This is a genomic window from Limnohabitans sp. Rim8, assembly GCF_945869175.1.
Lineage (GTDB): Bacteria > Pseudomonadota > Gammaproteobacteria > Burkholderiales > Burkholderiaceae_C > Limnohabitans_A.
The window spans coordinates 15821-42230 of sequence record NZ_CAMBNZ010000015.1; the positions used below are offsets into that span (position 1 = coordinate 15821).

Here is a 26410-nt window from a genome sequence, read left to right on the forward strand (position 1 = left end):
AAAGTTAATTTGTGCGGCCCGCTGGCCGCGTCACCCAAAACACACCACTGACCACCAGGCCAGTGCCAGCAACGATCCACGCGTTGAACGGCTCGTCCAAAATCAACACCCCCATCGAAATGGTGGACATGGGACCGATCATGCCCGTCTGCGCCGTCAGCCCCGGACCGATGCGCTCAATCGCCATCATGACCAGCAACACCGGCAACGCTGTGCAAGCCGTGGCGTTGAGCACCGACAACCAGAGTACCGGCTCGGGCACCAAGGCGGCTTCCCAGGGCCTGAGCAGGGCAAACTGCAGCAGGCAAAAAAAGCACGCCACCGTGGTGGCCAAACCCGCCAGCCGCAAGGAACCCAGGCGCTGCACCAACTGGCCGCTGTAAGTCATGTACAGCGCATAGGTGAAGGCGCTGGTGAACACCAGCAAGGCGCCCAAGGCGACATTCGCGCCCGCCAGAGTGACCTCGTGCCCGAACACCAGCAAGACACCGGCGTAGCTGATGGCCATGGCCACCGCTTGGCGAGTGGTGATGCGCTTTTTGAACAGCACCCAACCCAGCACCAGCACCAGCGTGGGGTTGAGGTACAAGATCAGCCGCTCCAACGAGGCACTGACAAACTCCAAGCCCCAAAAATCCAGAAAACTCGACAGGTAGTAGCCGCAAAAGCCCAAACCAATCACACCCAGCCAGTCACGCCGTGTGAGCGGGTCCTTGCCCCGCCCCGCCCACCAAGCCATGAGCAAGAACAAGGGCAGCGCAAACAGCATGCGGTACATCAGGAGGGTGACCGCGTCCACGCCATGGCGGTAAGCCAGTTTGACGATGATGGCCTTGCCGCTGAAGGCGATCGAGCCTGCCGCCGCCAGCAGCAGGCCCGAGGTCATCTTCGACGGGTGGCTGACCTGCATCAAAAGCCGACGGCCTGCCCATCGCGGCGCGGGTCGCTGGCGGCTTGGTATCCCTCGACAGACGGATCGCCCATGCGCCAGATGAACTGGCCCGCGCCAAAGTCCTGATAGGAGTCGTTGATGACGTCCAGCTGGTGGCCACGGGCGATCAACTCTTGCACAGTGGCCCCGTTCATGGCGGCTTCAACGTTGATGTTCAGGCCTGTGTTGAAGCGCCAACGGGGTGCATCGCATGCGGCTTGGGGGTTTTGGCCGTAGTCGAGCATGCGCACCAGGGTTTGCATGTGGCCTTGAGGCTGCATGTTGCCGCCCATCACGCCGAAGCTCATCACCGGCTGGCCGTCTTGGGTCAAAAAGGCAGGGATGATGGTTTGGAAAGGCCGCTTGCCAGGCAAGACCAAATTGGCGGGGTTGGGGCCTTGCACATCGGTGCTGAAACCGTGGCCCCGGTTTTGCAAGCTGATGCCGTAAGTGGGCTCCACCACGCCGGAACCAAAGCCCATGAAGTTGCTCTGGATGAAGCTGATCATCATGCCGCTTTCATCGGCCGCCGTCAGGTAAATCGTGCCGCCTTTGACCGGGTTGCCGGCCTTGAAGTCTTGCGCCTTTTTCATGTCAATCAACTTGGCGCGGCCGGCCAAATAAGCCGGGTCCAGCATTTGCTCAGGCGGCAATTCCATGAAGCGCGGATCGGCCACGTAGCGGTACACGTCGGCAAAGGCCAGCTTCATGGCCTCGATCTGCAAGTGCTGCGAGTCGGCGCTGTCCACCTTGTGGCTGGCCAGGTCGAAGTGAGACAAGATGCCCAGAGCGATCAGCGCGGCGATGCCTTGGCCGTTGGGCGGAATCTCGTGCAGGGTGTAGCCCCGGTAGTCCTGCGCCATGGGCTTGACCCATTCGGGCTTGAAGTCGGCCAGGTCTTTGGCGGTGATGCTGCCGCCGTTGTCTTTGGCAAAGCGCTCGATCGCTTCGGCAATCTCACCGCCGTAAAGCGCTTGGCCCTTGGTCGCGGCAATGGCTTTGAGGCCCCGCGCTGCGTTTTTGAACTGGAACAACTCACCCACTTGGGGTGCACGGCCCCAGGGCAAAAAGCTTTGTGCAAAGCCCGGTTGCGACTGCAGCTCGGGCGTGGCAGCGGCCCATTTTTGCTGCACCACCACCGGGATCAAATAACCGCGTTCGGCCACCTCAATGGCGGGCTCCAACAAATCGGCGAAAGGCAGTTTGCCAAAACGCTCATTCAAGGCCACCCAACAGGCCACTGCACCGGGCACGGTGACCGAGTCAAACCCGCGCTTGGGGGGTGTCTTGGCATCTTGACCGTACTTGCGGTGAAAGTACTCGGGCGTCCAGGTGGCAGGGGCTGGGCCGGATGAATTGAGGCCGTGCAGTTCTTTGCCGTCCCACAAAATCGCGAACGCGTCCGAACCCAATCCGCAGCTCACCGGCTCGGTCAAGGTGAGGACGGCAGCAGCAGCGATGGCGGCATCGACCGCGTTGCCGCCCTTGAGCATCATGCGCAAGCCCGCTTGGGCGGCCAGAGGATGGGAGGTGGACACCACGTTGCGCGCAAACAGCGGCAAGCGGGTGCTGGTGTAGGGGAACTGGTAATCGAAGTTCATGTCAGTCCAATGTGATCTTGCGTTCAGTGATGGTCTTTTTCCATTTGGCCGATTCCTTCGCCAGCATGGTGGTGAATTGCGCAGGTGTGCCGCCCACCGGTTCAATGCCGAAACGCTGAAGCTTATCGAGAACCTCAGGGTCTTGCAGCACCTGGTTGGCGGCGGTGTTGACCCGGCTCACCACATCGGCCGGCAAGCCTTTGGGACCAAACAGACCAAACCAGGTGTTGGATTCGTAACCGGGCAGCACATCGGCGATCGGCGGGACCCCAGGGGCCAAGGGCGTGGCTTTGAGCGAGGTCACGCCCAGCGCGCGCAAACGGCCGTCGCGCACGTGGGGCAAGCCTGTGGGCAAGCTGTCAAACAGCACATCCACCTTGCCACTGACCAGATCGGGAATGGCCAGGGCCGTGCCCTTGTAAGGGATATGAACGACAAACAACTCGGCTTGCGCCTTGAACAGTTCGGCCGTCAATTGAACGATGGTGCCATTGCCACTCGATGCGTAATTCAGGCGTCCCGGATTCTTTTTGGCGTAGTCGATCCATTCCTTGACGGTTTTTGCGGGTGAACTGTTGGGCACCAACATGATGCTCGGCGCATTGCCCACCTGGCTGATGGGGGTGAAGTCTTTCACCGCGTCATAGGGCATCCGGGGGTTGAGGTTGGGACCAATCGAGTGCGTGCTCGATGTGGCCAGCAACAAGATGTAGCCATCAGGCTGGGCCTTTGCCACCAGGTCTGAGCCCAAGGTGCCGCCTGCACCGGGGCGGTTTTCGACCACCAAAGAGGTGCCCATTTTCTCGCTGAGCTTTTGCGACAGCGTGCGGGCAAACAAGTCGGTTGCGCCACCGGCCGGAAAGGGCACGATCAGCCGCACAGGTTTGGTGGGATAAGACTGCGCCTGAACCAGGCCCAGCCCTGCCAGAGCCAGCGTGAGCGCGCACGCGCCACGAAGCCAATTTCTTTTTTGCATTTCAACACTCCTGTCGGGGATCCATCCACTTGATTGCTCTTCGAATTCTCACAGAGCTGCGCTGTTTTGGCTGCGCCCAAGTGACAAGACCATGGGCAACGCAGGCGAGGCCGCCTCAAGCAAAAACGGCCTCCAAGGAGGCCGTTTTGAGCGAGAGGACAATCCGAACTCACTCTTCGACGAAAGCCTCTTGGCGTTTGGACTTGATCGATGGCAAAGCCACAATGATCAAAAGAAGCACCGCCGCGGCCAACAAGCTGGCCGACAAAGGACGCGTCACAAACACGCTCCAGTCACCACGCGAGAGCAACATGGCGCGGCGCAGGTTTTCTTCCATCATCGGGCCCAAAATGAAGCCCAGCAGCAAGGGTGCAGGCTCCATGCCCAGTTTGATGAAACCGTAGCCAATCACACCAAACATCGCCACCATCCAGATGTCGAAGGTGTTGTTGTTGGTGGAATACACACCGATCGCACAGAACAACACGATGGCCGGGAACAACCAACGGTAAGGCACCGACAACAACTTGATCCAGATGCCAATCAAAGGCAGGTTCAAGATGATGAGCATGGCGTTGCCAATCCACATCGAGGCGATCAGGCCCCAGAACAACTCGGGGTTGCTCGTCATCACCTGAGGGCCAGGCTGGATGTTGTGGATCGTCATCGCACCCACCATCAAAGCCATCACCGCATTGGGTGGAATGCCCAACGTCAACAAAGGAATGAAAGAGGTTTGCGAAGCGGCATTGTTGGCCGATTCAGGGGCTGCCACACCGCGGATGTTGCCTTGACCAAAAGGCACTTCACCTGCAGACAGCTTGGTTTTCTTCTCGATGGTGTAGGCCGCAAAGGCCGCCAGCAAAGCGCCGCCACCGGGCAAGATGCCCAAAGCGGAACCTAAGAAAGTACCGCGCAAGACAGCAGGCACCATGCGCTTGAAGTCTTCGCCAGTGGGCAACAAACCCGTGACTTTGGCCGTGAAAACTTCGCGGTCTTCCTCAGGCTTGGACAGGTTGGAGATGATTTCGCCATAACCGAACACGCCCATGGCGATCACGATGAAGCCCACGCCGTCGGTCAACTCAGGAATATCGAAGCTGAAACGTGCCACACCCGAGTTCACGTCGGTGCCGATCAAGCCCATCAGCAAGCCCAACACGATCATGCCCACCGCCTTGATGAGCGAGCCCGAGGCCAACACCACCGCGCCGATGAGGCCCAAGACCATCAAGGAGAAGTATTCGGCGGGGCCGAACTTGAAAGCCACTTCGGTCAAGGGGGCTGCGAATGCCGCCAGGATCAAAGTGCCGACACAACCGGCGAAAAACGACCCCAATCCAGCTGCCGCCAAAGCGGGGCCGGCACGGCCTTTGCGGGCCATTTGGTAACCGTCGATCATGGTCACGACCGATGAGGCTTCCCCGGGTAAGTTGACCAAAATCGCGGTGGTCGACCCGCCGTATTGGGCACCGTAGTAAATACCGGCCAACATGATCAGCGCAGCCACAGGGGGCAGCGCATAGGTGGCGGGCAAGAGCATGGCGATGGTGGCCACAGGGCCCACACCAGGCAACACACCGATCAAAGTGCCGAGCAAACAGCCAAGGAAAGCGTAAAGCAGGTTTTGCAAGGTGAACGCCACCCCAAAACCGAGCGCAAGGTTGTCAAACAGTTCCATGAATTATTTCTCCTCAACCGGTGATGAAGGTAGGCCAGACGGGGAACTGCAACTTGAGCAAAAGCACAAAAGCACAGTAGCAGCCGATCGACAGGATCGTGGCCAAAATCAAGACTTCTTTGAGCTTGTAAGTGTCACCCGCCAAGCTGACCACCAAGGTGGTCCCAAAGATCGCAACGATCAAACCCATGGCGGGCAAGCCCATACTGGGCAAACCCGCCAGCAAGATACCGAACAACACGTTGCCGGCAATGATGAAGACAAGGGGCTTCCAGGCCCATGAACCGATTTTGTCACCGTCTGAGGTCTCGACCGTCAGCGCCTTGAACATGACGAACGCACCGATCAGTGCCAGCAATGAGCCCAGCAACAAGGGAAAGTAACCGGGGCCCATGCGAGCCCCAGTGCCCACGGAGTAGTTGGTGGCGCCATAGGCAAAGGCTGCACCTGCAACGGTGTAAAACAGCCCGGCAAAAAAGTCTTTCTGACTCTTGATGTTCACGAGAAATCTCCTCTGGTTTGAGTTGACGAGATTCTGCGTGAACAATCCGGTTTTGTGGATGTGGGTTACACCTATGTTTTGGCGACTAAAAACACATGGTTTACCCTGAGTTTCTGGCCCACCTCAAAGGACTTTGAGGTGGGCGCCACTCATTTGACCAAGGGCTTGAACACCTTGAGCCACAAAGAAGCGGGCCACCCCCATTGGGCTTGTAAAGCGGCGGCTGTCTGGGCCATGTCTTCGCGCGAAGGTCGGCTGGCCGTGCGTTGCGCCAACACAATGGCGTTGCCCTCTCGGGTGGGTTTGAAGGCCCAGACGGCGTCTTCGCCAAAGGCGGCGCATATTTTTTCCACGCTCTCGTCATAGCTCGAAGAGCGACCAAACAGGTTGACCGTCATGCAGCCTTGAGGCGCCAACAGCTCACGGCAGTGGCGGTAGAAATCGGGGGTGTCCAGCACCGGCGCTGCCGCTTGTTCATCGTACAAATCCACTTGCAGGGCGTCGACCGTGCCGCGCCATTCGTCTTTTTGGATTTCCAGCGACGCATCGGCCAGCACCACGCGTAAGCGTTCGTCGTCGAGTGGCAGGCGGAACCAGCCCCGGCAAGCGTGCAGCACACCGGGGTTCAGTTCCACAGCGGTGCAGGTCATCTTGAGTTTTTTGTAGCAAAACTTGGTGATGGTGCCTGCGCCCAAACCCAGCTGCATGGCGTGTGCGCCCTTGACCTCGCCAGGCGGGAAGAACAAGAGCCAGGCAAACATGCGCTGCACATATTCCAGCTCAATGTCGAAGGGGCGGTCCAGGAACATCGAGCCCTGAATCCACTCGGTGCCCAGATGCAGGTAACGGATCTCGCCGTCTTCGGAGAAATTGACTTCGGGCAACTCAAGGCTGGAAACAGCGGCTTTTTTTCGGGTCATGGGGGCAGATGGTACAGAGGCCCATGGGCCAACTTGGGCAGCACGCGGCAGGCATTGGCGCAGGTGGCTTGGGCCAGATCGGCCAGCGACAGCCCCCGCAACTCGGCCAACACCTGCGCAATGCGCGGCAATTGTGCCGGGCTGTTGCGCCCTTGAACTGCACCTTTCGCGCGTTGCTCGGCGGTTTGGTAAAGCCATTGCGGCGGGATGTCGGGCGCATCGGTTTCCAGCACCAAAGCGCTCAGTGGCAGATCGCAGGCCAGGCGTCGCAACCGCAAAGAACGCTCGTAACTCAGGGTGCCGCCAAAGCCCAACGCAAAACCCATGTCCACAAAAGCCAGTGCTTGCTGTGCGCTGCCATTGAAAGCGTGCGCGATGCCTGAAGCGATGCGGCACTGGCGCAAGCCTTTGAGCAACAAATCGGCCGAGCGCCGCACATGCAAGACGACGGGCAAGCTGTGCTTTTGGGCCAACTTCAGTTGCGCGGTGTAAAAAAACCATTGGCGCTTGCGCATGTCGGGTGTGCACAGTTGCGGCACAAAAAAGTCCAAACCGATCTCGCCCACCGCCACCAGGCGCGGGTCATCGCGCCGATCGGTCAAGGCCAAGTCCAGCGCCAACAAATCTGCCACATGCGCATGCGGCACATACAAAGGGTGAATGCCCAAAGCGTAGGCGTCTCCATGGCGTTCGGCCAGTTGTGCCACTTGAGGCCAGTGCGCCGCCTGAACCGCAGGAATCACGCAGCGCGTCACCCCTTCCTGGCGGGCAGCTTGACGCACCGCATCGCGGTCGGCGTCAAACTCGGCTGCGTCCAGGTGGCAGTGCGTGTCAATCCACATGCCGCAGGTCCATTCTCACGCTGGCTCAAACAGGCGCTTGCAGCACACCTTTGACCAGGTGCAGCTGCCGGTCGCAGCGCGCGGCCAGGGCTTGGTCGTGCGTGACCACCACAAAAGCGGTGCCGCGCTCACGGGCCAGTTGCAACATCATCGCGAACACACCGTCGGCGGTTTCACGGTCCAGATTGCCAGTGGGCTCGTCGGCCAGCACACAGGCCGGGTCATTCACCAAAGCTCGGGCCAGCGCGACACGCTGACGTTCGCCACCCGACAATTCAGAAGGCCTGTGCTGAAGTCGTTCACCCAAGCCCACACGCTGCAGCCAAGCCGTGGCCACGGCTGCAGCTTCGCTGCGGTCTTGGCGGCGAATCCACAAGGGCATGGCCACGTTGTCCATGGCGCTGAACTCGGGCAGCAAATGGTGAAACTGGTACACAAACCCCAAACAGCGGTTGCGCCACTGGCCTTGCTCGGCAGCACTCAAGTCCGAGAGCCCTTGCCCCTGCAGCTGCACGCTGCCCCGAGTCGGCGCATCCAGACCGCCCAGCAAATGCAGCAAGGTGCTTTTGCCCGAGCCCGAAGCGCCCACGATAGCGAGGGTTTCGCCCGCGTGCACAGCCAGGTCGACGCCTTGCAGGACGGTCACGTCCAGCCGTCCTTCGGTGAAGCGCTTGGTCAGGCCTTGGGCGCTCAGCACCACCGGGCTTGTCATGTCATTCATAGCGCAGCGCCTCTGCCGGGTTGACTTGGCTGGCGCGCCAGCTGGGGTAGAGCGTGGCCACAAAAGCCAACACCAAAGCGATGATCGCCACCGGCCCAATGTCACTGGCCAGCGGCTCGCTGGGCATGCGACTGATCAGATAGATGTCGCGCGGCAAGAAGCTGGCGTTGAACAGCGTTTCCAGGGCGGGCACGATGACATCGATGTTAAAAGCCACCAACAGGCCCAGCCCCAAACCACCCATGGTGCCGATCACCCCCACTGTCGCCCCTTGAACCACAAAAATACCCATGATGCTGAGCGGGCTGGCCCCCAGCGTGCGCAAGATCGCGATGTCGGCGCGCTTGTCGGTCACCGTCATCACCAAGGTGCTCACCAAGTTGAAAGCCGCCACCGCCACGATGAGCGTGAGGATGATGAACATCATGCGTTTTTCAACCTGCACAGCAGCAAACCAGGTCTTGTTTTGCTGGGTCCAGTCGCGCACAAAAAACTGTGGCCCCAGGTCCCGCTGCAGATCACGCGCCACCTCGCGGGCCAGATGCAAATCGCGCAATTTCAGGCGCACCCCACTGGGGCCCTCCAGCCGGAACATGCGTGCAGCATCCGCGACATGCATGAGCGCCAGGGCCGAGTCGTACTCGTAATGTCCGGAAGAAAAAGTGCCCACCACACCCATTTGCTTCATGCGCGGCATGACCCCGGCCGGGGTGACTTGGCCCGATGGAGACACCAGCGTCACCGGGTCTCCGCTTTGCAGGCCCAAGTTGTTGGCCAGGTCACGGCCCAGCACCAGGCTGAACTCGCCGGGTTTGAGCCCCATCAACACCCACGCTTGGGTGTCGCTTGACAGATCACTGACCTCGGGTTCCAGCACCGGGTCAATGCCGCGAACCAGCACACCTTTCATGTCTTCCCCCCGTGCCAGCAAAGCTTGGGCGGTGATGAAAGGCGCAGCGCCCAGCACCTGCGGATGCGCTTTCATTCGGGCCAACAGTGCTGGCATATCGGTCACGGCTGCACCGTCTGTGGCATACACCTCAATGTGCGAGACCACACCGAGCATGCGGTCGCGGACTTCTTTTTGAAACCCATTCATGACGCTCAGCACGATGACCAGGGCTGCCACACCCAAGCCGATGCCCAACATGGACACGCCCGAAATAAAGGAAATGAAGCCGTTGCGCCGAGTGGCACGGCCTGCGCGCGTGTAGCGCCAACCCAGCACCAGCTCGTAAGGAATGTTTTTGAAAAAAGCCATAAGCCGCTATTGTGACCAATCAACCGTGCCCCCAAAAATAGACGGGTCCGCAGCACTCGCAGGGGCCTGGGTCGCTCAGTACCTGGCTAGCCCGCTGCGCTGCATTTGGCGTGACGCCCAAGTGGCGCTCAAGGACAACACGCCGCAAACGGCCATCACACCCAGATAATGACCGCTCACGTCGAAGACGGCACCGGCCAGCACCGGTCCCAGCAAATTGCCAAAGGCCGCACCGCTGTAAAGCGTTCCCACCACGCTGGCCACCGACTTGCCGCCAAAGTAATCCATGCAAATGGCCGGCAAAAGCGACACGATGCTGCCATAGCTCAGCCCAAACCACAGTGCAAACACCACCAACAGGCCCTGCCCACCCGCCGCACCCCACAACAGATACGACGCACCCATGGACAACTGCATCAGCACCAGGGTCTGCGCGCGGCCCAGCCGATCGGCCAGCCAACCAATGGCAAAGCGCCCGACCAAACTGCCCACGCCAATCAAACCCACCAGCCCCACCGCAAAGGCTTCGCCCAAACCCAAATCACGCGCCGAAGCCGATACATGGGCAAAAGGAATGAACATCACGGGGGAGGCCAGCACGGTGGCCAGGTACAGCCAGCGGAAGGTCGGGGTTCGCAGCGTTTCGCGCAAACTCAAGCCTGAGGAGGAGCCGCCGCCCGCACCCGAGGTGGCCTGTACCCCTGGGGCGCGACGCAGCAACCCTGCTGCCAAAAGCCCCAGCAGCAACACCACCAAGGCCAGCAGTTGCATGGCTTCGCGCCAGGGTATGGGTCCAATCGCCATGGCCACCAGCACGGGGACCAGCAAAGTGCCTGCGCCAACGCCCGAGCTGGCAATGCCCCCCGCCAGTCCCCTGCGGGTGGTGAACCAAGGTTGCACGCTGGCAATCGAGGGGGTGTAGACCAGCGCAATGCCCAGGCCCACCAACAAGCCGTAACTGAGATACACCGCCCACAAAGAAGTTGCCCAGCTGGTGGCCAGCAGGCCCACCGCCATCAAGATCATGCCTGCCGAGCACACGATGCGTGGGCCAAAACGGTCGGCCAACATGCCGCCGCCCGCACCGAACACAAAGTAGACAAAGCCCGACAGACCAAAAATCCAGGACACATCGGCCCGCTTCGCCGAGAACTCGGCGGCGAACGACTCAAAAAATGCCGCAAACGAGTACGACACCCCAAAGATCAGCGCCAGGCACACAAAGGTGGCCCAAACCATCACCCAGGCGTAGGGGGTTTCTTTCATCTTGTCTCCGGTTCTTTCGAGGTGCAAGCCATTGTGCCTTTGAAGCCCTGCGCATGGACCGGTTGGGTGACAGACCTATCTCGGCCGGGGATCTTGTCCTTGACCCCTAGGCATGCCCTCTTGAATCAGAGGATTCCAATCCAGAGTGCACCTTGCCCCCTGGGTTTGCCCATAATGAAGCATCCATTGCCAAAAAGGCCCCCGATGAACACCACAGAACGTGACCAGCTGCAGCAATTTTTGAGCGCTTTGCGCCAGACCCGTGCTGACCCGAAAGACCCTACGGCAGACAGCCTCATCCGAGAAGCGGTCGGTTCGCAAGCCGACGCCCCCTATTTGCTGGTGCAACGGGCCATGGGTTTGGGCTTTGCGCTGGAGGCGGCTCAGGGCCGAATTCAGCAACTGGAGACGCAATGCGCTCAGCACTTGGAACAACTGGCCCAAATGCAAAAAAGCCCAGCAGGACAATCGTCTGCACCGGCCGCCAACGGGTCTTGGATGTCCGGTGCACAGGCCTGGGGCCGTGGGAGTGAAACACCCTCGCAGTCCTCGCCAACCCCCGCAACCCGTTTCTCGAACAGCGCCCCTGTGGGTGCACGCGCAGCGGCCATGCCTGCCCCAGCGGCTGCCCCCGCCAGCGCCTGGGGTGGCGGCATGATGGCCCAAATGGCCACCACCGCAGCGGGCGTGGTGGCCGGCGGCTTGTTGTTTCAGGGCATGCAAAACCTGATGGGGAGCCACAAACCCTCGCCCGAGTCACAGGCCGCATCACCCCTGAGCGACACCCAAAATGAAACATTGCACGGTCTGGACACGCCACAGGCTTCGGCAGACGATGCGGGCGACGCCTCTTGGGACACCGGCGAAGACTGGGCTTGATCCCAAGTACTAAAAACCCGCCACGCCCTGAAAGCCACCCATGGAACCCGATCGCCCCCCGCACACCTCCAAAAGCCTCGAAGACGTGGTGCTCAAATTCATTGAAAAGAACAACCGGGCCATATGGGCGGTCATTTTTGCCATCGCGCTGGCGGTGATCTACGCCATGAACGCGGCTTGAAGCGCTCCCCATTCAAACCTGAAAGGTCATGGGGGGCCTGCGACAATCACAGCCCATGCACCTGATCATTCCCTATGCAGCCAGTCACAACCTCAACGGCCCTGAGGTCTGGGCCAGTTTGCAACTGCCCCATTTGCAAGCCCTGCTGGGCTTGATGCAGCGCCAGCAGGTGCTGCAAACGCCTGAAAATCCCGCACTGCACCTGCCGCACGAACGGCTGCAAGCCCAAGCCTTGGGCTGGCCCCTTGAGGCACCCGCCCTCCCCTGGGCCGCATGGAACTCGGCGCAACAAGGCCTGCACAGCACCCAAGCCCAAGCCTGGATGACGCCCTGCCACTGGCAAGTCGGCATGGACCAGGTGGTGATGGCCGACCCAGAGCATTTGCAACTGTCAGACCCAGAGTCGCAGCAACTGCTGCAGGCCATGCAACCGTTTTTACAAGAAGACGGCTTGCAAGTGACTTGGCACAGCGCTTTGCTCTGGCATGCGCAAGGCACCATGTTGGCCGACCTGCCCAGCGCCTCGCTCGACCGGGTGATTGGCCAAAACGTGAAAGACTGGATACCCCATAACCCCCCGGCCCGGCACCTGCAACGCCTGCAAAGCGAGATGCAGATGTTGCTGTACAACCACCCGGTGAACGACGCCCGCGATGCCCGCAGGCAGCACACCGTGAACGCGTTTTGGCTGCATGGCGCGGGTCAGCTGCAAGAGGGCACTCCTGCCATGGCGCAGCCCGTGAGCCTGACCACCGCCTTGCGCTCCAGTGCCTTGCATGGGCGCGCTCAGGTCTGGTGCCAAGCTTGGCAGCAGCTCGATGCCACGGCCGTGGCCGACCTGTTGCAACACATCAAAACCACGGGCCAAGGCACACTCAGCCTGTGCAGCGAGCACACCGCCCACACCTACAACGCTGCGCCTGTCGCCTGGCACCAGCGGCTCTCCCGGCTGTTCAAACCCCCATCCCCTGCAGCGGCACTCCAAGCCCTCATCACCGCCTGATCCACCCATGAATTTGCTCACCCGAGATGTGCCCCCCCGCAGCGCCTGGGCGCTGGAACAAGCGGGCATCCACCCGCTGCTGGCCCGCATTTACGCCGCCCGTGGCGTGCAGTCCAAAGACGAACTCGACGATGCCCTGAACCTGCTGCTGCTGCCAGCCAGCATGTTGGGCACTTCAGAGGCGGCCAAGCTCCTGGCCGACGCCATGGCGCAAAACAAGCGCCTGTGCATCGTGGCCGATTACGACTGCGACGGTGCGACCGCCTGCGCCGTGGGCGTGCGCGGCCTGCGCATGCTGGGGGCACGCAACGTGAGCTACCTGGTGCCCGACCGCGTAGTCGATGGCTATGGCCTCACACCTCCGATTGCCGAGCGTGTGCACCAGCAAGGTGCCGATGTCCTGATCACGGTGGACAACGGCATCGCCAGCGTAGCGGGCGTGCAAAAGGCGCAAGCCTTGGGTCTGCAGGTGCTGGTGACCGACCACCATTTGCCCGGCAACGAATTGCCCAGTGCCGAAGTCATTGTCAACCCCAACCAGCCCGGTTGTAGCTTCACCAGCAAATCCATCGCCGGCGTGGGCGTCATGTTTTACGTGCTGCTGGCCCTGCGGGCCGAGCTGCGCCAGCGTGGCATTTTTGACGCCAGCAACCAGCCCCGATTAGACGCCCTGCTGCCCTTGGTCGCTTTGGGCACGGTGGCCGACGTGGTCAAGCTCGACGCCAACAACCGCCGCCTGGTGGCCCAGGGCCTGCGCCGCGTACGGGCCGGGGCTTTGCCACCCGGAATGTCTGCGCTCATGCGGGCAGCGGGCCGCGAAACGGCCAAAGCCAGCACGTTTGATTTTGGCTTCGCCTTGGGGCCACGCATCAACGCCGCAGGACGGCTTGCCGACATGACGCTGGGCATCGAATGCCTGCTGACCGACGACGCGGGCCGCGCCGACGAGTTGGCCAGGCAACTGGACGCGATCAACCGCGAGCGCCGCGTGATCGAAGGCGACATGCGCGAGATGGCCATGGACATGGCCGAATCGCTGTTTGACGAAGGCGACGAACCGCCCCCCGCGATTTGTGTGTTCGACCCGGATTTTCACGAAGGCGTGGTGGGCATCGTAGCCTCGCGCATCAAGGACAAACTGCACCGCCCCACCTTTGTGTTTGCAGCCAGCAGCGCCCCGGGCAAAGAGCACGAACTCAAGGGCTCAGGTCGCTCGATTGCAGGTTTTCATTTGCGCGACGCGCTCGATTTGGTGGCCAAACGCGCCCCGGGCGTGTTGCTGCGCTTTGGCGGCCACGCCATGGCAGCAGGTTGCACCATTGCCGAAGAACACCTGGAGGTGTTCGAAGAAACCCTGAACCAGGTGGCCTTGGAGTGGCTCGACGCGGCCACGCTGCAACGCCGCCTGGAAACCGATGGCCCATTGCCTGCGGAGTACCGCCGGGTCGACCTGGTGGAGATGCTGCACCACGAAGTCTGGGGTCAAGGCTTTGCACCGCCCGTGTTTTGCGAGGAGATCGAGGTTTTGTCGCAGCGCTTGGTGGGCGAAAAACACCTGTCGCTCAAGATGAAGCACCAGGGCCAGCCAGTCGACGGGATCTGGTTTGGCCGCACCGAGCCATTGCCTGCCAAGGTGAAACTGGCTTACCGACTGGACGCCGACGAATGGCAAGGCCAAAAGCGCGTGCGCTTTTTGGTGGAAGGCGCAGAGTTTTGAGTTTCAGTGCTGGGTCGCGACCTTGGCTTGCAAGGCGTTGAGCACGGGCGTCGAAACCAAACCCGACACATCACCACCGAGTTTGGAGATTTCGCGCACCAGTGTGCTGCTGATGTGCTGCACGCCCGCGCTGGTGTGCAAAAACACGGTGTCCAGCTCAGGGGCCAAATGGCGGTTCATGCCGGCCATTTGCGTTTCGTAGTCGTAATCGGTCACCGAGCGCAGGCCGCGCACGATCACCTGGGCATGTTGCGCACGCACAAACTCCACGATCAAGCCTTCAAATGGCAACGCTTTCACATTGGGGCAGTCGGCCATCGCAGCTTGGGCCAGCGCCAAGCGCTCGTCCAAGGTGAACATCGTGTTTTTGTGGTGCGCCCGGGCCACGGCGATGATGACCAGGTCAAACATCTGGGCCGCACGGCGGATGGCGTCTTCGTGGCCCAGCGTCAGCGGGTCAAACGTGCCGGAATAAACAACGGTCACGCCTTCTTTGGCAGGTGGGTTCATGCAGCGTCTCCTTCCTTGGAGGGGTTCATGGTGGCGCGGGTCTGGGTGGTGTCGGTGGCCAGCGGCGGTGAACTGGGCAAGGCGTCCAGACTGACATGTTGCAGCAAATGCGCATGCACTGCGCCCGCTTTGAGGTGGCGCTCGCAGTGCAAGCCCAAAGCGCCGAGCGCCTCAGTGGGCCAAGCCACGGGGGCTTCCAGGTAAATCCAGCCGCCCTCAGGCACCGCACGGGCAGCAGCTTTCAGTGCAGGCTCAAACAAAGGGCCGTCAAAGGGCGGGTCGATGAAAACCAAGTCCACACTGCCCGAGGGCAAACGCAGCAAGGCGGCCACACCATCGCCGCGTTGCACGCTGACCATGCTGGCTTGGAGGCGGGCGGCGTTGCCTTGCAAATCGCGCACCAGCACAGCGTCTTGCTCGACCATCAACACATGGCCCGCGCCGCGCGAGGCGGCCTCAAGGCCGAGCACGCCCGTGCCCGCAAACGCATCCACACAGCGCCAGCCGCTCAGGTCCTGGCCCAGCCAGTTGAACAGTGTTTCGCGCACGCGGTCAGGTGTAGGGCGCAGGCCCGGCTTGTCCAACACCTTCAGGCGCGTGCGCCGCCACTGCCCACCGATGATGCGCACTTCGTGCGAGGACGGACCTTTGGGCACCGGATTTTTGGGCTTTTTGGCCGCCGCATGGCGGGCTGCACCGCTGAGGGGGGGGCGTTGGGTGGAAGCTGAAGACATAGCTTGCGAGTGTAAAGGCCCCAAACCTCCAGGCCTTTCAGGGTTGACCGCCCACCACCACGGTGACCATGCGGTCAGGTTGCAGCACACGAACCATGGCCCTTTGAATGTGGGCTGCAGTCACGCGCTCGATCTGCTGGGTCCAAGTGTCCAAGTAATCCAAGGGCAAACGGTTCCAGGCGATGTTGGCCACGTTGTCCAGCAACTTGCGGTTGCTGTCGATGCGCAGCGCAAAGCCACCCACCAAATTGGATTTGGCGGCCAGCAATTCGGCCTCGGTGGGGCCATCGCGCACAAACGCTTGCACCACTTCTTTGGCCACCCCCACCGCTTGCGCGGCTTGATCGGGCCGTGTTTGCAAGCCCACAGCAAAGGCCCCCGCGTGCAGGCCCGGAGAGAAATAGCTGTACACGCTGTAGCTCAGTCCGCGTTTTTCGCGCACCTGCTCGGTCAAGCGAGAGACAAAGCCGCCACCGCCCAAAATGTGGTTGCCCAAGAGCAGTGCAAAAAAGTCAGGGTCGGTGCGTTTGTACCCGGGCTGGCCGATCAGCACATGGGCTTGGGCCGATTCAAACGGCACACTCAGGCTTTGCGCTGCGGCCAAAGGGGCCACTTCGGGCACGGGCGGCAAGCTCTGGCAGCCGGATTCGCGCGGCCACTGCGCCAGCAGGCGCTGCACCAAGGCGTCGGTTTGGTTGCGGGTCAAAGCACCCACCACGCTGACGGTGGCACGACAAGCCCGCAGGGCTTGGGCGTGCAGGCTTTGGAGACCTTGGACCCCAATGCGCGACAAGCTTTCAGGCGTCATGCGAAAGCCATAAGGGTGCGTGCCATAAACGGCCTGTGCAAAGCGTTGCTGCACCAAGGTACCCGGCTTGGTCAAGGACTCACGGATGGAAGCGCTGATGCGTTCGCGGTCTCGCAGCCACAAAGCCTCAGGAAACGCCGGGTGGGCCATTTGGCGTGCGGCCAAGGCCACGGCTTTGTCCAGCAAGTCGGGGTAGCTCAGGCTGCGCAGGGCAAAGCTCATGCGGTCGCCCCCCGCACTCGCCCCAAAGCTCGCCCCCAAGTCGGCCCAAGCCTCACCGATCTGGTTTTCGTCCATGGCTTTCGGGTAAGGACCTTGGCCATCTGGCTCGGCCCGCGTGCCGTTGGCCATTTGCCCAGCCATGACCGAGGCCAGGCCCGCTTGTGCAGCAGGGTCACGGCGGCTGCCTGCGTCGATGTCAATCTGTACATCGACCATGGGGATGGCATGGCTTTCAACCAGGTACACGCGTGCACCACTGGGCAAGGTCCAGTGCTGGATGGGCAACGCGGCTTGCGCCCAGGTGCAGACACTCCAGCAGGCCAGCGCCCAGCTGAACTTGAAGCAGGTTTTCCCAGCTTGGGACAAAGAAGAAGTCAATCGCAAGATGCTGTGGTTTGGCATGGCATTCACCGGGTTCAATGCCGCGCAGCCGCGGGTGCACGGCGAGGCCGGGACTGGCCCGACAAAGGCTGAGGCCGCAAGGTGGCAACGGTCAAACTGTCGTCGCCAAAGTATTTTTGGGCGACGGCTTGCACTTGGGCTGGGGTCACTTGACGCAAGCGAGCGATCAACTGCGAACCGTGGTCCGGCGGCAAGCCCAGCGTCCAGGCCACACCCAATTCACGGGCTTGGTTGAAGACCGAGTCCAGCTTGTAAATTTCGCTGGCCACCCACTGGGTTTTGACACGCTGCAGCTCGGCCTCGTCCACGCCTTCGGTGGCCACGCGCTGGACCTGGGCACGCAAGGCGGATTCAAGCGCCTCGGGGGTTTGGCCTTTGGCAGGCACGCCTTCGAGGTAAAAAAATTGCGGGCCGCGGCCCATCAGCCCGTTGTAGGCCCCCGCGCTGTCGGCCAAGCGGTTGTCACCCTGCGTCAGGGCGCGGTCGAGGCGGGCACCGCTGTAGCCGTCGAGCACGGCAGCCAGCACCGTCAAAGCCAGGGCATCTTCGTGCTCAGGTGTAGCCGCCAAGCTGGCCAGACGTGGCACTTTGAAGGCCAGCGCCACGTACGACTGCTCAGCCGCAGCTTTGAATTCAAAGCGGCGCAGACCTTGTTGTGCGGGCTCTTCCCGGGGCTTGCGCTCAGGGACAGCGCGCGTGGGGATGCTGCCGTAATACCTGTCGGCCAGCGCCTTGACTTGCAGCGGGTCGACATCGCCCGCCACCACCACGACCGCGTTGGCGGGGGTGTACCACTTGCGGTAAAAGTCGCGGGCGTCTTGGGGGGTCATGGCGTCCAGATCGCTCATCCAGCCCACGATGGGGCGGCGGTAGGGCGAGGCCGACAAGGCGGTGGCCGAAAGCATTTCGTGTAACTGGGCGCGGGGGTTGTCCTCGGTGCGCAGGCGGCGCTCTTCTTTCACCACTTCCAGTTCCTTGACAAATTCAGCATCGGGCCACTGGTTGTTGGCAAAGCGGTCCGACTCCAGTCGCATGACCGCTTCAAGTTGGCTGGACGGGATTTGTTGGTAATAGCCGGTGTAGTCTTTGGCCGTGAAGGCGTTGTCGCGCCCACCCAAGGCCGCCACCCGCCTTGAAAATTCGCCCACCGCCAGTGTGGGGGTGCCTTTGAAGAGCATGTGCTCCAGCACATGGGCCACCCCACTGGTGCCATCGACTTCGTCCATCGAACCCACACGCAACCAAACCATGTGCACCGCCGTGGGGGCTCGGCGGTCCGGTTTCACCCACAGCGCCATGCCGTTGGCCAAGGTATAGGTGAGAACGGGCGAAGCCTGGGTGTTTTGCGGGCTTGTTGAAGGCTGCGCCCAAGCGGTCCAGGGGGTGGCCAACAAGGCCGCTGTCCAACAAAGCGCCAAAAGAAAGTTCGGTTTCATAGAATGCATGATCCTTGAAATCCTCACCATGTTCAGTTTCTTCAAAAAAAAATCCCCCACCACCGAGGGCACTTCTGCGGCCCAGCCAGCGCCAACGGCCTTGGCTGTGGCTTCAACGAAGCCAGCACCTGCAGTTTCAACAGCCCCTCAAGCCGCCAGCGCACCCCGTGAAACAATGCCTGCCGCACCTGAGGCGCGCCAAGGCTGGATGGACCGCCTGAAGGCGGGCTTGCGCAAGACCGGCTCCAGCATCACCACGGTTTTCACCGGGACGCGCATCGACGACGAACTGTATGAAGAGCTGGAAACCGCTTTGCTGGTGGCCGATACCGGGGTCAAAGCCACCGAGCATTTGCTGCAAGACCTCAAACGCCGCGTCAAAGAGAGCAAGGCCACAGACCCCTCTCAGGTCAAAGCCCTGCTGGCCGATGCCATCACCGACTTGTTGCAACCCCTGCAAAAGCCCTTGGCCATTGGCGACCACCACCCGACGGTGATCATGGTGGCAGGGGTCAACGGTGCGGGCAAAACCACCTCCATTGGCAAGCTGACCAAACACCTGGCCGACGAAGGCCTGAGCGTGCTGTTGGCCGCCGCCGACACTTTCCGCGCCGCCGCCAAAGAGCAGTTGGCCGTCTGGGCCGACCGCAACACGGTCGAAATCATCAGCCAACAAGGCGGTGACCCGGCCGCCGTGAGCTTTGATGCGGTGAGCGCTGGCCGTGCCCGGGGCCGCGATGTGGTGCTGGTGGACACGGCAGGCCGCCTGCCCACACAAACGCACCTGATGGAAGAGCTGAAAAAAATCAAGCGCGTGGTGCAAAAGGCCGACAGCAGCGCCCCGCACGAGGTGTTGTTGGTGATCGACGGCAATACAGGCCAAAACGCCTTGGCCCAGGTCAAAGCTTTTGACGACACACTGGGCCTCACCGGTCTGATTGTGACCAAACTGGACGGCACGGCCAAGGGCGGTGTGCTGTGCGCCATTGCACGGGAAAAGCCGATTCCGGTGTATTTCATTGGCGTGGGCGAAAAACTTGAAGATTTGGAGACCTTCAATGCCCGCGAATTTGCCCAAGCCCTGTTGAATTGAACGCCAGCCTGCGCCGTTTCCCAGCGCACAGACGCGCCAACCACTCTCCTTCAAAATCAGTGAAACCCCTAGACCTGTCGGCCCTCCGATGCGGGTCTTTAGCACTCCTCACCAGAGAGTGCTAATATTGGAGTATTCTGAAAGGAGTTCTGGTATGAACATTCAAACTGGTTCGCCCACCTCTGCGATCACGCTGAGCAACCCATGGGCGGTGGTGCCCTCGCTTGGCCACCTCGATGCCTACATTTCTGCGGTCAACCGCATGCCCATGCTCACCCTCGAGGAAGAGCAGGAAGCCGCCCGCCAACTCAAAGCCAATGATGACTTGGAAGCCGCTCGCAAACTCGTGCTCTCGCACCTTCGCTTGGTGGTGTCGGTTTCACGCCAATACCTGGGCTACGGCCTGCCGCAAGGCGACCTGATCCAGGAAGGCAATGTGGGCCTGATGAAGGCCGTCAAGCGTTTCGACCCCGACCAAGGCGTGCGCCTGGTCAGCTATGCCTTGCACTGGATCAAGGCCGAAATCCACGAGTACATCCTGAAAAACTGGCGCATGGTCAAAGTGGCGACCACCAAGGCCCAACGCAAACTGTTTTTCAATCTGCGCTCCATGAAGCAGGGCTTCAAGGCCGATGCGGCCGATGGCACACACCGTGACACCTTGACGCCCGAGCAAGTGGCCTCGATGGCGCACAGCCTGAACGTCAAGCGCGAAGAAGTGTTGGAGATGGAAATGCGCATGTCCGGCGGTGACGTGCTGTTGGACCCGGCACCCTCTGACGATGGCGAAAAAGCCTTTGGCCCCATCGCTTACTTGGCCGACGTGAACCACGAGCCCACCGCAATGATCGAAGCACACCAGCGGGATGTGATGGCCAGTGACGGCTTGGCCAACGCTCTGAACGTGTTGGACGAACGCAGCCGACGCATTGTGGAAGAGCGCTGGCTCAAGGTGAACGACAACGGCTCGGGCGGCATGACCCTGCACGATTTGGCCGATGAGTATGGCGTGAGCGCCGAACGCATCCGCCAGATCGAGGTGGCGGCCATGAAGAAAATGAAGAAGGCGTTGGTCGAGTTTGCTTGAATACAGCCAAGTGTTTGACCTCTGGTTCTGATACCCGGCTTGGTCCGGGTGTTTTTTCGTCCACAGTGCGCTAAAGTCAGGTCTGTTTTTTGAAAGACACCACCATGGCTGCCCGCACATCCCCAGGTTTTTCTCGCCGCCGTTTGGCCCAAGCCCTTGGCGCTGCTTTGGCTGTGGGACTGACGCCCTCTTGGGGCGTCTCATCGGCCGCTCAATGGCCCACACAAACTGTGCGCTTGGTGGTGGGTTTTCCGGCAGGCTCCAGCCCCGACCTGACGGCCCGCGCCCTGGCCGAGCCATTGTCTAAAGCCTTGGGCCAAAACGTGATCGTCGAGAACAAAGTCGGCGCGGGCGGCAACATCGCGGCAGACTTCGTGGCCAAATCCACCGACGGCCACACCCTGGGTCTGATGATCAACGGCAACATGACCATTGCCCGGATTTTGAACCCGAAGGTGCCTTATGACCCCCTCAAAGACCTTGCACCCATCAGCTTGATCGGCAAAGCACCACTGGTGCTCACCGTACCCGCCAATGCCCCCGGCCAAACCGCAGCTGAGTGGCTGAGCTTGGCCCAAACAGCGGGCGACCAACTGAGCTATGCCTCGCCCGGTGTAGGCACCGTGGCGCATTTGGGCATGGAACTGCTCAAGACCAAAGCGGGCATTGCGCCCGTGCATGTGCCTTACCCCGGGAACCCGCAAATCATCACCGCCATGCTGGGTGGTCAGGTGCAACTGGCTTTGCTGCCACCGGCCCTGTCGGCCGCACAGGTGCGCGGCGGCAAGCTGCGGGCCATCGGTGCGTCCAGCACAGGCCGCAGCCCTGTAGCCCCTGAGGTGCCCAGTCTGTCAGAGATCGGCGTGAAAGATTACCAACTCGAAATCTGGAACGCGGTGGCTGCCCCTGTGACGATGCCAGCATCCGTGGCCAGTCGCTTGTCTGCGGTGGTGAGCGAGATCGTGCGATCGCCGGAGATGCGCGCGCGTTTATTCCAGCAAGGCTGGCAGGTTGTGGGCTCTTCGCCCGAGGGCTTGCGCAATCGGGTCTTGTCCGACACCCAAGCGCTGGGCGACATCATCCGCAGCCAGAAAATCGAACAAAACTGAGGCTTTGACGCGGTGTGGGTACATCTTGGCCATGCCAGGATTTATTTCCCACTCAACAAAATTTTCACATCCGCCGCCAAAGCTTCCGCGCCGCTGGCATGGCGGTTGTACAAGCGGATTCGGCCTTGCGGGTCGAAAGTGAAGCTGCCCGCCGAGTGGTCCATGGTGTAGCTGGTGGGCGTTTTGCCCTCTACCTTTTTGTAGTAAATCTTGAAGTCTTTGGTCACTTTGGGCAGTTGCTCCGCTGTGGGTCGCAAGGCCACAAAATCCGGACCGAAATTGGCCATATAGGCTTTGAGCAATTCGGGCGTGTCACGCTCGGGGTCGACGGTGATGAAGACGCTCTGGAGTTTGGCCCCGTCGGCACCCAAGAGCTGTTGAGCCTGGGCCATTTCCTGCAAAGCCGTGGGGCACACATCGGGGCACTGGGTGAAACCAAAAAACACCACCACCGCCTTGCCCGCAAAATCCTTGAGCGTGCGCACTTGCCCGTTTTGGTCGCTCAGTTCCCAGCCTTGGGCATAGTCGGCTCCGGTGATGTCCACGCCGCGAAATGAAGGCTTGTCCTCGCCGCAGCCGCTCAAGCCCCACACCACGCTGGCCAAACCCAAGACCAGGGCGGCTCTTGTCAATAGTCTGCGTTGCAACATGCCTGGGGCCTCAGAAAATGTAGTGGTCCAGCAGCAAAGCGGCAAACAAGGCGCTCAGGTGGATCAAGGAAAAACGGAAGGTCTTGCGGGCCAACTCGTCAGAGTAAGCGCGGTAAAGCGCCACCGCATAGCCGATGAAGCCGATGCTCAGCAGCACCGCCACCACCAGGTAAAGCCACGAACTCATGCCATAGACAAACGGCATCAAACAAGACGCCATCAGCACGATGGTGTAAAGCAAGATCTGCAGACGGGTGAATTCGTTGCCGTGCGTCACAGGCAACATGGGCAGGCCCGACTTGCGGTAATCCTCCACCCGGTACAAGGCCAGCGCCCAAAAGTGCGGTGGGGTCCACAAGAAGATGATCAAGAACAAGATCAGCGCCTCGGGGCCGACTTGTCCTGTCATGGCCGCCCAGCCCAACACCGGCGGCATGGCGCCACTGGCGCCGCCAATCACGATGTTTTGAGGCGTGAGCGGCTTCAAAATCACGGTGTAGACGATGGCATAACCCACAAAGGTGGCAAAGGTGAGCCACATCGTGAGGGGATTGACAAACACATAAAGCACGAACGATCCCAAGGCACACAAGGCAGCAGAAAACACCAAGGCCTGGCGGTCGCTCAGCTCGCCTTTGGCGGTGGGTCGCCAAGCGGTGCGTTTCATTTTGGAATCGATGGTTTTTTCAACCAAGCAGTTGAAGGCCGCCGCTGCACCAGACACCAGCCAGATACCGATGCATGACCACAAACCCAGCTTCAACTCGGCCAGACTCGGCACGCCGGGCACGGCCAGCACCATGCCGATCAGCGCACAAAAAACAATCAACTGCACCACACGCGGCTTGGTCAATGCGTAATATTGACGCCAAGTGGAGTGAGGCATCGGGGCTGTGACGGCAGTCATGTGAGAGACTTTTTCAAAAGGGAGGGTGAACGTGAATTATCGGCGCGACCCATGCTCAAGGCCCAGGTCAAGGTGAGGACCATGGCAGCAGCTCCGCCCGTGTGCATCACGGCGGCCAACAAGGGCCAGCCCAGCACCACATTGCTCAAACCCGTGATGAATTGAAGGGCGGACAAACCCAACAACCATTGACCAACAACCACCCAGCCCGGTTGTTGACGCAAGCGCCAGCCCAACCAGACCAAGACACCCAGCACCAGCCAAGCGGCCGATCGGTGCACAAAGTGGATGGATGAGAGTGCTGTAAAAGGCAGTAACTGGCCCTCAGGCGTATAACCCAGCTCGCGCCAGACGCTGAAGCCTTGCCAGTTCATCTCGGGTACCCATTGGCCATGGCAAGTCGGAAAATCCGGGCAGGCCAGCACAGCGTAGTTGGTGCTGACCCAACCGCCCAAAGCGATTTGGAACCACAACAAGGCAAAGCCCGCCCACAAACCGAGTCGCAATGCCAAAGGCAAAGGCCGTGTGCCCGCCCCGTCGTAACGCACGGCCTGCGCCATCAACAAAGCCAGCAAGCCAATGCCAAACATCAGATGCAAGGTCACGATGGCCGGGAACAACTTCATGGTGACCGTGAGCGCCCCGAACGCACCTTGCATACACACCCAAACCAGCGTCAACGTGGGCAGCCAAGGTCTGACCTCTCGGCTTTGGCGGCGCAACCACCAAGTCATGGCGGCAAGCGTCAGGATCAAGACACCCACTCCGGTGGCCAGATAGCGGTGCACCATCTCGATCCAGGCCTTGCCGTGCGTGACCGGTCCGGTAGGCATGGCGGTCTGGGCTGCGGTGATTTCGACTTTGGCCCCAATGGGCGTGGCACTGCCGTAGCAGCCCGGCCAATCCGGGCAGCCCAAGCCAGAATCGGTCAAACGGGTGAAAGCACCGAACAACACCAAGTCAAAGGTCAGGAACAAGGTGATCAGGGTCAAGGCCTTCAAACGGCTGGCAGGTGTGGCCTTGCGTTGGCGCCAAAACCACCAGGCCAGCGGCAAAGCCGCTACGGCCAAGCCCACCGCCATCAATTGGAAAACAGGTGCCAAGTTGTAAAGGTCCACTTCGGTCATGCTTCAGCGCCCCGCCCGGTCCCAAGACGACGAGGCCCTGAGCAAACGCTCCAGATCGCGCTTGGCTTTGGAAGCACCGGGCACATCCATGTGGGCGGGAAAGCGCATCATGAAGTTCCCCATGGGATCGATCACATACAAATGGTCTTGGAGTTGCTGGTCTTTCGCAGGACTTATCCAGCTTTGCACGGCCTTCGCATCCATGCGCAAAACTTGCGCCGTGTCGAGTAAGGGTATCAAGGCTTCGGGCACTGGCGCGTTGTCGGTGATCAACCAGACACGGTCAACTCGGTCTTTTTCACGACCCAGAATTTCTCGCAACTGGCGCTGAAAGTAAAGGTTTTGCTGGCAACGCTCGGCGCAGGCCCCCGAGCTCACACTCACCAACAACCACTGGCCTTTCAGGCCGACCAAAGGCACCGTTTCGCCCTGCAGATTTGTGGCACTGACCCCTGGCAAGTCTTTTTGCGGCTGGATGAGTTCACCGTAATTGCGACGTCCTTCAGGCCGCACGACGTAATAGGTGAAATATGAGGCAATGACGGGGGAGGCGCAGACCAGCATCAGGGCAATCATTTTCCAGCGCCCCGCGCGTGTGCGTTGCGCATCGGCCTGGACCACATCGCCTGGACGGGGCATCTCGTGCACCGTCATGGCCAGTGGGCTGTTAGGCAGATTGTTTTTTTCGACGGGGTTGGACAATTTGAAACCAGACATAAAGTAATGCGATCAGACCACTCAGGCCAAACCATTGAAAAGCGTATCCGTGGTGCTTTTCGACACCGCTGGCCACCAGAGGCCATTCACGCAACAAGCCCTCGGAGGCTGTGCCGGACTGCAACAAGGTGACTTCGAGCAACTGCAAACCCGTCGCTTCCCGATAAGCCGTCAAGTCAAGATTTTGCCGTATTGGGCCTGTCTCGGCCCCACCAAAGTCATAGAGCCTTGATGGCCATGGGGCCAAATGACCCTGCACCTCCACCAAGCCCTCGGGTGTTTGCAACACAGGCAAGGCCGTTCGGTCGGTGAATGACCTTTGTGCCCAGCCGCGCTGCACCAACACCACCGCACCCGTGCCCTCTAGCTTGATTGGGGTCAGTACAAAAAAGCCCGGTTTCGCGTTCATTTGCCGGTTGTCCAGAAACACCGTGTGTTCAGGCAACCAGTGGCCTTTCAGCGTCATGCGCCGGTAAATCAAGGCTCGCCGCTGTGGCGCCTCATTCAGTTCCGTGCCCAGGCTGCGGCCATCCAGAACCAATTGGTCTGCTTGCTGTTGCTTGGCATTTTGCAAGGCTGTTTTTTCGGCAGCGCGCCCCACCTGCCACAGTCCCAGCGAAAAAGTGATGGCCACACCCAAAGCCGCCACGCCCAGAACAAGCCATCTGTGCCAACTTGGGTTTTTGTCAGTCATTGGATAATGCGATCATGAAAATACTGGTTGCTATCGCCTTCATTGGCATTGTGTTGAGCTTAGGCTCGGCTTTGTTTTACATGATGCGGGGCAGTGCCCCACCTGCGGAGGGTCAAGCCCGCCCTAAAGGCAATATGGCCACTGCCCTCGCCTTTCGGGTCGGTTTCTCGATTGTCCTCTTCATCTGCGTTCTGGTGTCCTGGAAGATGGGCTGGATTCAGCCTACAGGCATTCCACCGGGTGCATGAGCATGATCAGGGGCCTTAAAGCTCCTCGCTGAGCATCGCTGCGAGCGACGAAGCACCTACTGAATCGGGCAGTTATGACATTAAAAAAGCGCCCTGGGGCGCTTTTTTTACAGGGCCGTAGCCGGCTTACATCCAATAAACCAAGATGTACAGGCCCAACCACACCACGTCCACAAAGTGCCAAT

Annotated in this window: 27 protein-coding genes; 8 read left to right on the top strand and 19 right to left on the bottom strand. The window is 60.6% G+C overall.

Annotated features, from left to right (window positions below; translation table 11 throughout):
* Positions 1-4 precede the first annotated feature (4 nt).
* The 10 genes from Q0O19_RS03980 to Q0O19_RS04025 all read right to left on the bottom strand — a co-directional run bounded on the left by Q0O19_RS03980 (position 5) and on the right by Q0O19_RS04025 (position 10701).
* Positions 5-910: a DMT family transporter gene (locus tag Q0O19_RS03980; RefSeq protein WP_295520264.1), complete on the bottom strand. Its 906-nt coding sequence runs from the start codon at positions 908-910 to the stop codon at positions 5-7.
* Positions 910-2532, bottom strand: a complete 1623-nt coding sequence (locus Q0O19_RS03985; protein ID WP_295520266.1) for a gamma-glutamyltransferase family protein — start codon at positions 2530-2532, stop codon at positions 910-912. Before Q0O19_RS03985 ends, Q0O19_RS03980 begins: the two co-directional genes overlap by 1 nt.
* A 1-nt stretch (position 2533) precedes the next feature.
* Positions 2534-3508: a tripartite tricarboxylate transporter substrate binding protein gene (locus Q0O19_RS03990; RefSeq protein WP_295520267.1), complete on the bottom strand. Its 975-nt coding sequence runs from the start codon at positions 3506-3508 to the stop codon at positions 2534-2536.
* A gap of 169 nt (positions 3509-3677) precedes the next feature.
* The gene (locus tag Q0O19_RS03995) at positions 3678-5189 is read right to left on the bottom strand and encodes a tripartite tricarboxylate transporter permease (RefSeq protein ID WP_295520269.1); all 1512 of its coding nucleotides are present in this window, start codon (positions 5187-5189) and stop codon (positions 3678-3680) included.
* A 13-nt stretch (positions 5190-5202) separates the two neighbouring features.
* Entirely contained in the window at positions 5203-5691 is a 489-nt protein-coding gene (locus Q0O19_RS04000; protein ID WP_295520270.1) for a tripartite tricarboxylate transporter TctB family protein, read from the bottom strand.
* 149 nt (positions 5692-5840) lie between these two features.
* Positions 5841-6611: a spermidine synthase gene (locus Q0O19_RS04005; protein WP_295520271.1), complete on the bottom strand. Its 771-nt coding sequence runs from the start codon at positions 6609-6611 to the stop codon at positions 5841-5843.
* Positions 6608-7453 carry a TatD family hydrolase gene (locus Q0O19_RS04010; RefSeq protein WP_295520273.1) on the bottom strand — a complete coding sequence of 282 codons (846 nt, stop codon included), beginning with the start codon at positions 7451-7453 and terminating at the stop codon, positions 6608-6610. Before Q0O19_RS04010 ends, Q0O19_RS04005 begins: the two co-directional genes overlap by 4 nt.
* 25 nt (positions 7454-7478) lie before the next feature.
* Positions 7479-8174: a lipoprotein-releasing ABC transporter ATP-binding protein LolD gene (gene lolD, locus Q0O19_RS04015; protein WP_295520275.1), complete on the bottom strand. Its 696-nt coding sequence runs from the start codon at positions 8172-8174 to the stop codon at positions 7479-7481.
* Positions 8167-9435, bottom strand: a complete 1269-nt coding sequence (locus Q0O19_RS04020) for a lipoprotein-releasing ABC transporter permease subunit (protein WP_295520277.1) — start codon at positions 9433-9435, stop codon at positions 8167-8169. Before Q0O19_RS04020 ends, lolD begins: the two co-directional genes overlap by 8 nt.
* A gap of 75 nt (positions 9436-9510) precedes the next feature.
* Positions 9511-10701, bottom strand: a complete 1191-nt coding sequence (locus tag Q0O19_RS04025; protein ID WP_295520279.1) for an MFS transporter — start codon at positions 10699-10701, stop codon at positions 9511-9513.
* 204 nt (positions 10702-10905) lie between these two features.
* Between Q0O19_RS04025 and Q0O19_RS04030 the strand changes: the two genes are divergently transcribed.
* The 4 genes from Q0O19_RS04030 to recJ are packed head-to-tail and all read left to right on the top strand — an operon-like array spanning position 10906 to position 14481.
* Positions 10906-11580, top strand: a complete 675-nt coding sequence (locus Q0O19_RS04030) for a DUF2076 family protein (RefSeq protein ID WP_295520282.1) — start codon at positions 10906-10908, stop codon at positions 11578-11580.
* A gap of 40 nt (positions 11581-11620) precedes the next feature.
* Positions 11621-11761: a hypothetical protein gene (locus Q0O19_RS04035; protein ID WP_295520283.1), complete on the top strand. Its 141-nt coding sequence runs from the start codon at positions 11621-11623 to the stop codon at positions 11759-11761.
* A 55-nt stretch (positions 11762-11816) separates the two neighbouring features.
* A complete protein-coding gene (locus Q0O19_RS04040; protein WP_295520285.1) occupies positions 11817-12764 on the top strand; it encodes a hypothetical protein in 948 nt (315 codons plus the stop codon).
* A 7-nt stretch (positions 12765-12771) separates the two neighbouring features.
* A complete protein-coding gene (gene recJ, locus Q0O19_RS04045; protein WP_295520287.1) occupies positions 12772-14481 on the top strand; it encodes a single-stranded-DNA-specific exonuclease RecJ in 1710 nt (569 codons plus the stop codon).
* Between the two features lie 3 nt (positions 14482-14484).
* Here recJ and coaD read toward each other — a convergent pair whose 3' ends face one another.
* Genes coaD through Q0O19_RS04065 form a run of 4 tightly spaced genes read right to left on the bottom strand, consistent with a single transcriptional unit; the run spans position 14485 to position 18593 of the window.
* Complete coding sequence (coaD, locus tag Q0O19_RS04050) at positions 14485-14991, bottom strand: pantetheine-phosphate adenylyltransferase (RefSeq protein ID WP_295520289.1); 507 nt, start codon at positions 14989-14991, stop codon at positions 14485-14487.
* A complete protein-coding gene (rsmD, locus tag Q0O19_RS04055; RefSeq protein WP_295520290.1) occupies positions 14988-15725 on the bottom strand; it encodes a 16S rRNA (guanine(966)-N(2))-methyltransferase RsmD in 738 nt (245 codons plus the stop codon). Before rsmD ends, coaD begins: the two co-directional genes overlap by 4 nt.
* Positions 15726-15762: 37 nt before the next feature.
* Positions 15763-17157 carry a pitrilysin family protein gene (locus tag Q0O19_RS04060; RefSeq protein WP_295520292.1) on the bottom strand — a complete coding sequence of 465 codons (1395 nt, stop codon included), beginning with the start codon at positions 17155-17157 and terminating at the stop codon, positions 15763-15765.
* Between the two features lie 14 nt (positions 17158-17171).
* Positions 17172-18593 carry a pitrilysin family protein gene (locus tag Q0O19_RS04065; RefSeq protein WP_295520306.1) on the bottom strand — a complete coding sequence of 474 codons (1422 nt, stop codon included), beginning with the start codon at positions 18591-18593 and terminating at the stop codon, positions 17172-17174.
* 28 nt (positions 18594-18621) lie between these two features.
* On the opposite strand from Q0O19_RS04065, the gene ftsY reads away from it, so the two are divergent.
* The 3 genes from ftsY to Q0O19_RS04080 all read left to right on the top strand — a co-directional run bounded on the left by ftsY (position 18622) and on the right by Q0O19_RS04080 (position 21882).
* Positions 18622-19686 carry a signal recognition particle-docking protein FtsY gene (gene ftsY, locus Q0O19_RS04070; protein WP_295520293.1) on the top strand — a complete coding sequence of 355 codons (1065 nt, stop codon included), beginning with the start codon at positions 18622-18624 and terminating at the stop codon, positions 19684-19686.
* Between the two features lie 154 nt (positions 19687-19840).
* Positions 19841-20773, top strand: coding sequence for an RNA polymerase sigma factor RpoH (rpoH, locus tag Q0O19_RS04075; RefSeq protein ID WP_295520294.1), 933 nt, complete (start codon positions 19841-19843; stop codon positions 20771-20773).
* Between the two features lie 104 nt (positions 20774-20877).
* The gene (locus Q0O19_RS04080; protein WP_295520295.1) at positions 20878-21882 is read left to right on the top strand and encodes a tripartite tricarboxylate transporter substrate binding protein; all 1005 of its coding nucleotides are present in this window, start codon (positions 20878-20880) and stop codon (positions 21880-21882) included.
* Between the two features lie 41 nt (positions 21883-21923).
* Here the strand turns inward: Q0O19_RS04080 and Q0O19_RS04085 are convergent, their stop codons facing one another.
* The 5 genes from Q0O19_RS04085 to Q0O19_RS04105 are packed head-to-tail and all read right to left on the bottom strand — an operon-like array spanning position 21924 to position 25977.
* A complete protein-coding gene (locus tag Q0O19_RS04085; protein WP_295520296.1) occupies positions 21924-22532 on the bottom strand; it encodes an SCO family protein in 609 nt (202 codons plus the stop codon).
* Positions 22533-22542: 10 nt separating this feature from the next.
* Complete coding sequence (cyoE, locus tag Q0O19_RS04090) at positions 22543-23439, bottom strand: heme o synthase (protein WP_295520297.1); 897 nt, start codon at positions 23437-23439, stop codon at positions 22543-22545.
* Positions 23436-24566, bottom strand: a complete 1131-nt coding sequence (locus Q0O19_RS04095; RefSeq protein WP_295520298.1) for a heme A synthase — start codon at positions 24564-24566, stop codon at positions 23436-23438. The genes cyoE and Q0O19_RS04095 overlap by 4 nt, the downstream gene beginning before the upstream one ends.
* Positions 24567-24569: 3 nt before the next feature.
* Positions 24570-25283, bottom strand: a complete 714-nt coding sequence (locus tag Q0O19_RS04100) for a hypothetical protein (RefSeq protein ID WP_295520300.1) — start codon at positions 25281-25283, stop codon at positions 24570-24572.
* On the bottom strand, positions 25234-25977 hold the full coding sequence (locus Q0O19_RS04105; protein WP_295520302.1) for an SURF1 family protein: 744 nt from the start codon (positions 25975-25977) through the stop codon (positions 25234-25236). Before Q0O19_RS04105 ends, Q0O19_RS04100 begins: the two co-directional genes overlap by 50 nt.
* A gap of 14 nt (positions 25978-25991) precedes the next feature.
* Here Q0O19_RS04105 and Q0O19_RS04110 point away from each other — a divergent pair, with 14 nt between their 5' ends.
* On the top strand, positions 25992-26225 hold the full coding sequence (locus Q0O19_RS04110; protein WP_295520303.1) for a twin transmembrane helix small protein: 234 nt from the start codon (positions 25992-25994) through the stop codon (positions 26223-26225).
* The last annotated feature ends 185 nt before the right edge of the window (positions 26226-26410 follow it).

What these genes read in the sequence shown, in the direction of transcription:
- Q0O19_RS03980 (WP_295520264.1), bottom strand. Translation starts at nt 910, where the DNA reads ATGCAGGTCAGCCACCCGTCGAAGATGACCTCGGGCCTGCTGCTGGCG.
- Q0O19_RS03985 (WP_295520266.1), bottom strand. Translation starts at nt 2,532, where the DNA reads ATGAACTTCGATTACCAGTTCCCCTACACCAGCACCCGCTTGCCGCTG.
- Q0O19_RS03990 (WP_295520267.1), bottom strand. Translation starts at nt 3,508, where the DNA reads ATGCAAAAAAGAAATTGGCTTCGTGGCGCGTGCGCGCTCACGCTGGCT.
- Q0O19_RS03995 (WP_295520269.1), bottom strand. Translation starts at nt 5,189, where the DNA reads ATGGAACTGTTTGACAACCTTGCGCTCGGTTTTGGGGTGGCGTTCACC.
- Q0O19_RS04005 (WP_295520271.1), bottom strand. Translation starts at nt 6,611, where the DNA reads ATGACCCGAAAAAAAGCCGCTGTTTCCAGCCTTGAGTTGCCCGAAGTC.
- Q0O19_RS04010 (WP_295520273.1), bottom strand. Translation starts at nt 7,453, where the DNA reads ATGTGGATTGACACGCACTGCCACCTGGACGCAGCCGAGTTTGACGCC.
- lolD (WP_295520275.1), bottom strand. Translation starts at nt 8,174, where the DNA reads ATGAATGACATGACAAGCCCGGTGGTGCTGAGCGCCCAAGGCCTGACC.
- Q0O19_RS04020 (WP_295520277.1), bottom strand. Translation starts at nt 9,435, where the DNA reads ATGGCTTTTTTCAAAAACATTCCTTACGAGCTGGTGCTGGGTTGGCGC.
- Q0O19_RS04025 (WP_295520279.1), bottom strand. Translation starts at nt 10,701, where the DNA reads ATGAAAGAAACCCCCTACGCCTGGGTGATGGTTTGGGCCACCTTTGTG.
- Q0O19_RS04030 (WP_295520282.1), top strand. Translation starts at nt 10,906, where the DNA reads ATGAACACCACAGAACGTGACCAGCTGCAGCAATTTTTGAGCGCTTTG.
- Q0O19_RS04035 (WP_295520283.1), top strand. Translation starts at nt 11,621, where the DNA reads ATGGAACCCGATCGCCCCCCGCACACCTCCAAAAGCCTCGAAGACGTG.
- Q0O19_RS04040 (WP_295520285.1), top strand. Translation starts at nt 11,817, where the DNA reads ATGCACCTGATCATTCCCTATGCAGCCAGTCACAACCTCAACGGCCCT.
- recJ (WP_295520287.1), top strand. Translation starts at nt 12,772, where the DNA reads ATGAATTTGCTCACCCGAGATGTGCCCCCCCGCAGCGCCTGGGCGCTG.
- coaD (WP_295520289.1), bottom strand. Translation starts at nt 14,991, where the DNA reads ATGAACCCACCTGCCAAAGAAGGCGTGACCGTTGTTTATTCCGGCACG.
- rsmD (WP_295520290.1), bottom strand. Translation starts at nt 15,725, where the DNA reads ATGTCTTCAGCTTCCACCCAACGCCCCCCCCTCAGCGGTGCAGCCCGC.
- Q0O19_RS04060 (WP_295520292.1), bottom strand. Translation starts at nt 17,157, where the DNA reads ATGCCAAACCACAGCATCTTGCGATTGACTTCTTCTTTGTCCCAAGCT.
- Q0O19_RS04065 (WP_295520306.1), bottom strand. Translation starts at nt 18,593, where the DNA reads ATGAAACCGAACTTTCTTTTGGCGCTTTGTTGGACAGCGGCCTTGTTG.
- ftsY (WP_295520293.1), top strand. Translation starts at nt 18,622, where the DNA reads ATGTTCAGTTTCTTCAAAAAAAAATCCCCCACCACCGAGGGCACTTCT.
- rpoH (WP_295520294.1), top strand. Translation starts at nt 19,841, where the DNA reads ATGAACATTCAAACTGGTTCGCCCACCTCTGCGATCACGCTGAGCAAC.
- Q0O19_RS04080 (WP_295520295.1), top strand. Translation starts at nt 20,878, where the DNA reads ATGGCTGCCCGCACATCCCCAGGTTTTTCTCGCCGCCGTTTGGCCCAA.
- Q0O19_RS04085 (WP_295520296.1), bottom strand. Translation starts at nt 22,532, where the DNA reads ATGTTGCAACGCAGACTATTGACAAGAGCCGCCCTGGTCTTGGGTTTG.
- cyoE (WP_295520297.1), bottom strand. Translation starts at nt 23,439, where the DNA reads ATGACTGCCGTCACAGCCCCGATGCCTCACTCCACTTGGCGTCAATAT.
- Q0O19_RS04095 (WP_295520298.1), bottom strand. Translation starts at nt 24,566, where the DNA reads ATGACCGAAGTGGACCTTTACAACTTGGCACCTGTTTTCCAATTGATG.
- Q0O19_RS04100 (WP_295520300.1), bottom strand. Translation starts at nt 25,283, where the DNA reads ATGTCTGGTTTCAAATTGTCCAACCCCGTCGAAAAAAACAATCTGCCT.
- Q0O19_RS04105 (WP_295520302.1), bottom strand. Translation starts at nt 25,977, where the DNA reads ATGACTGACAAAAACCCAAGTTGGCACAGATGGCTTGTTCTGGGCGTG.
- Q0O19_RS04110 (WP_295520303.1), top strand. Translation starts at nt 25,992, where the DNA reads ATGAAAATACTGGTTGCTATCGCCTTCATTGGCATTGTGTTGAGCTTA.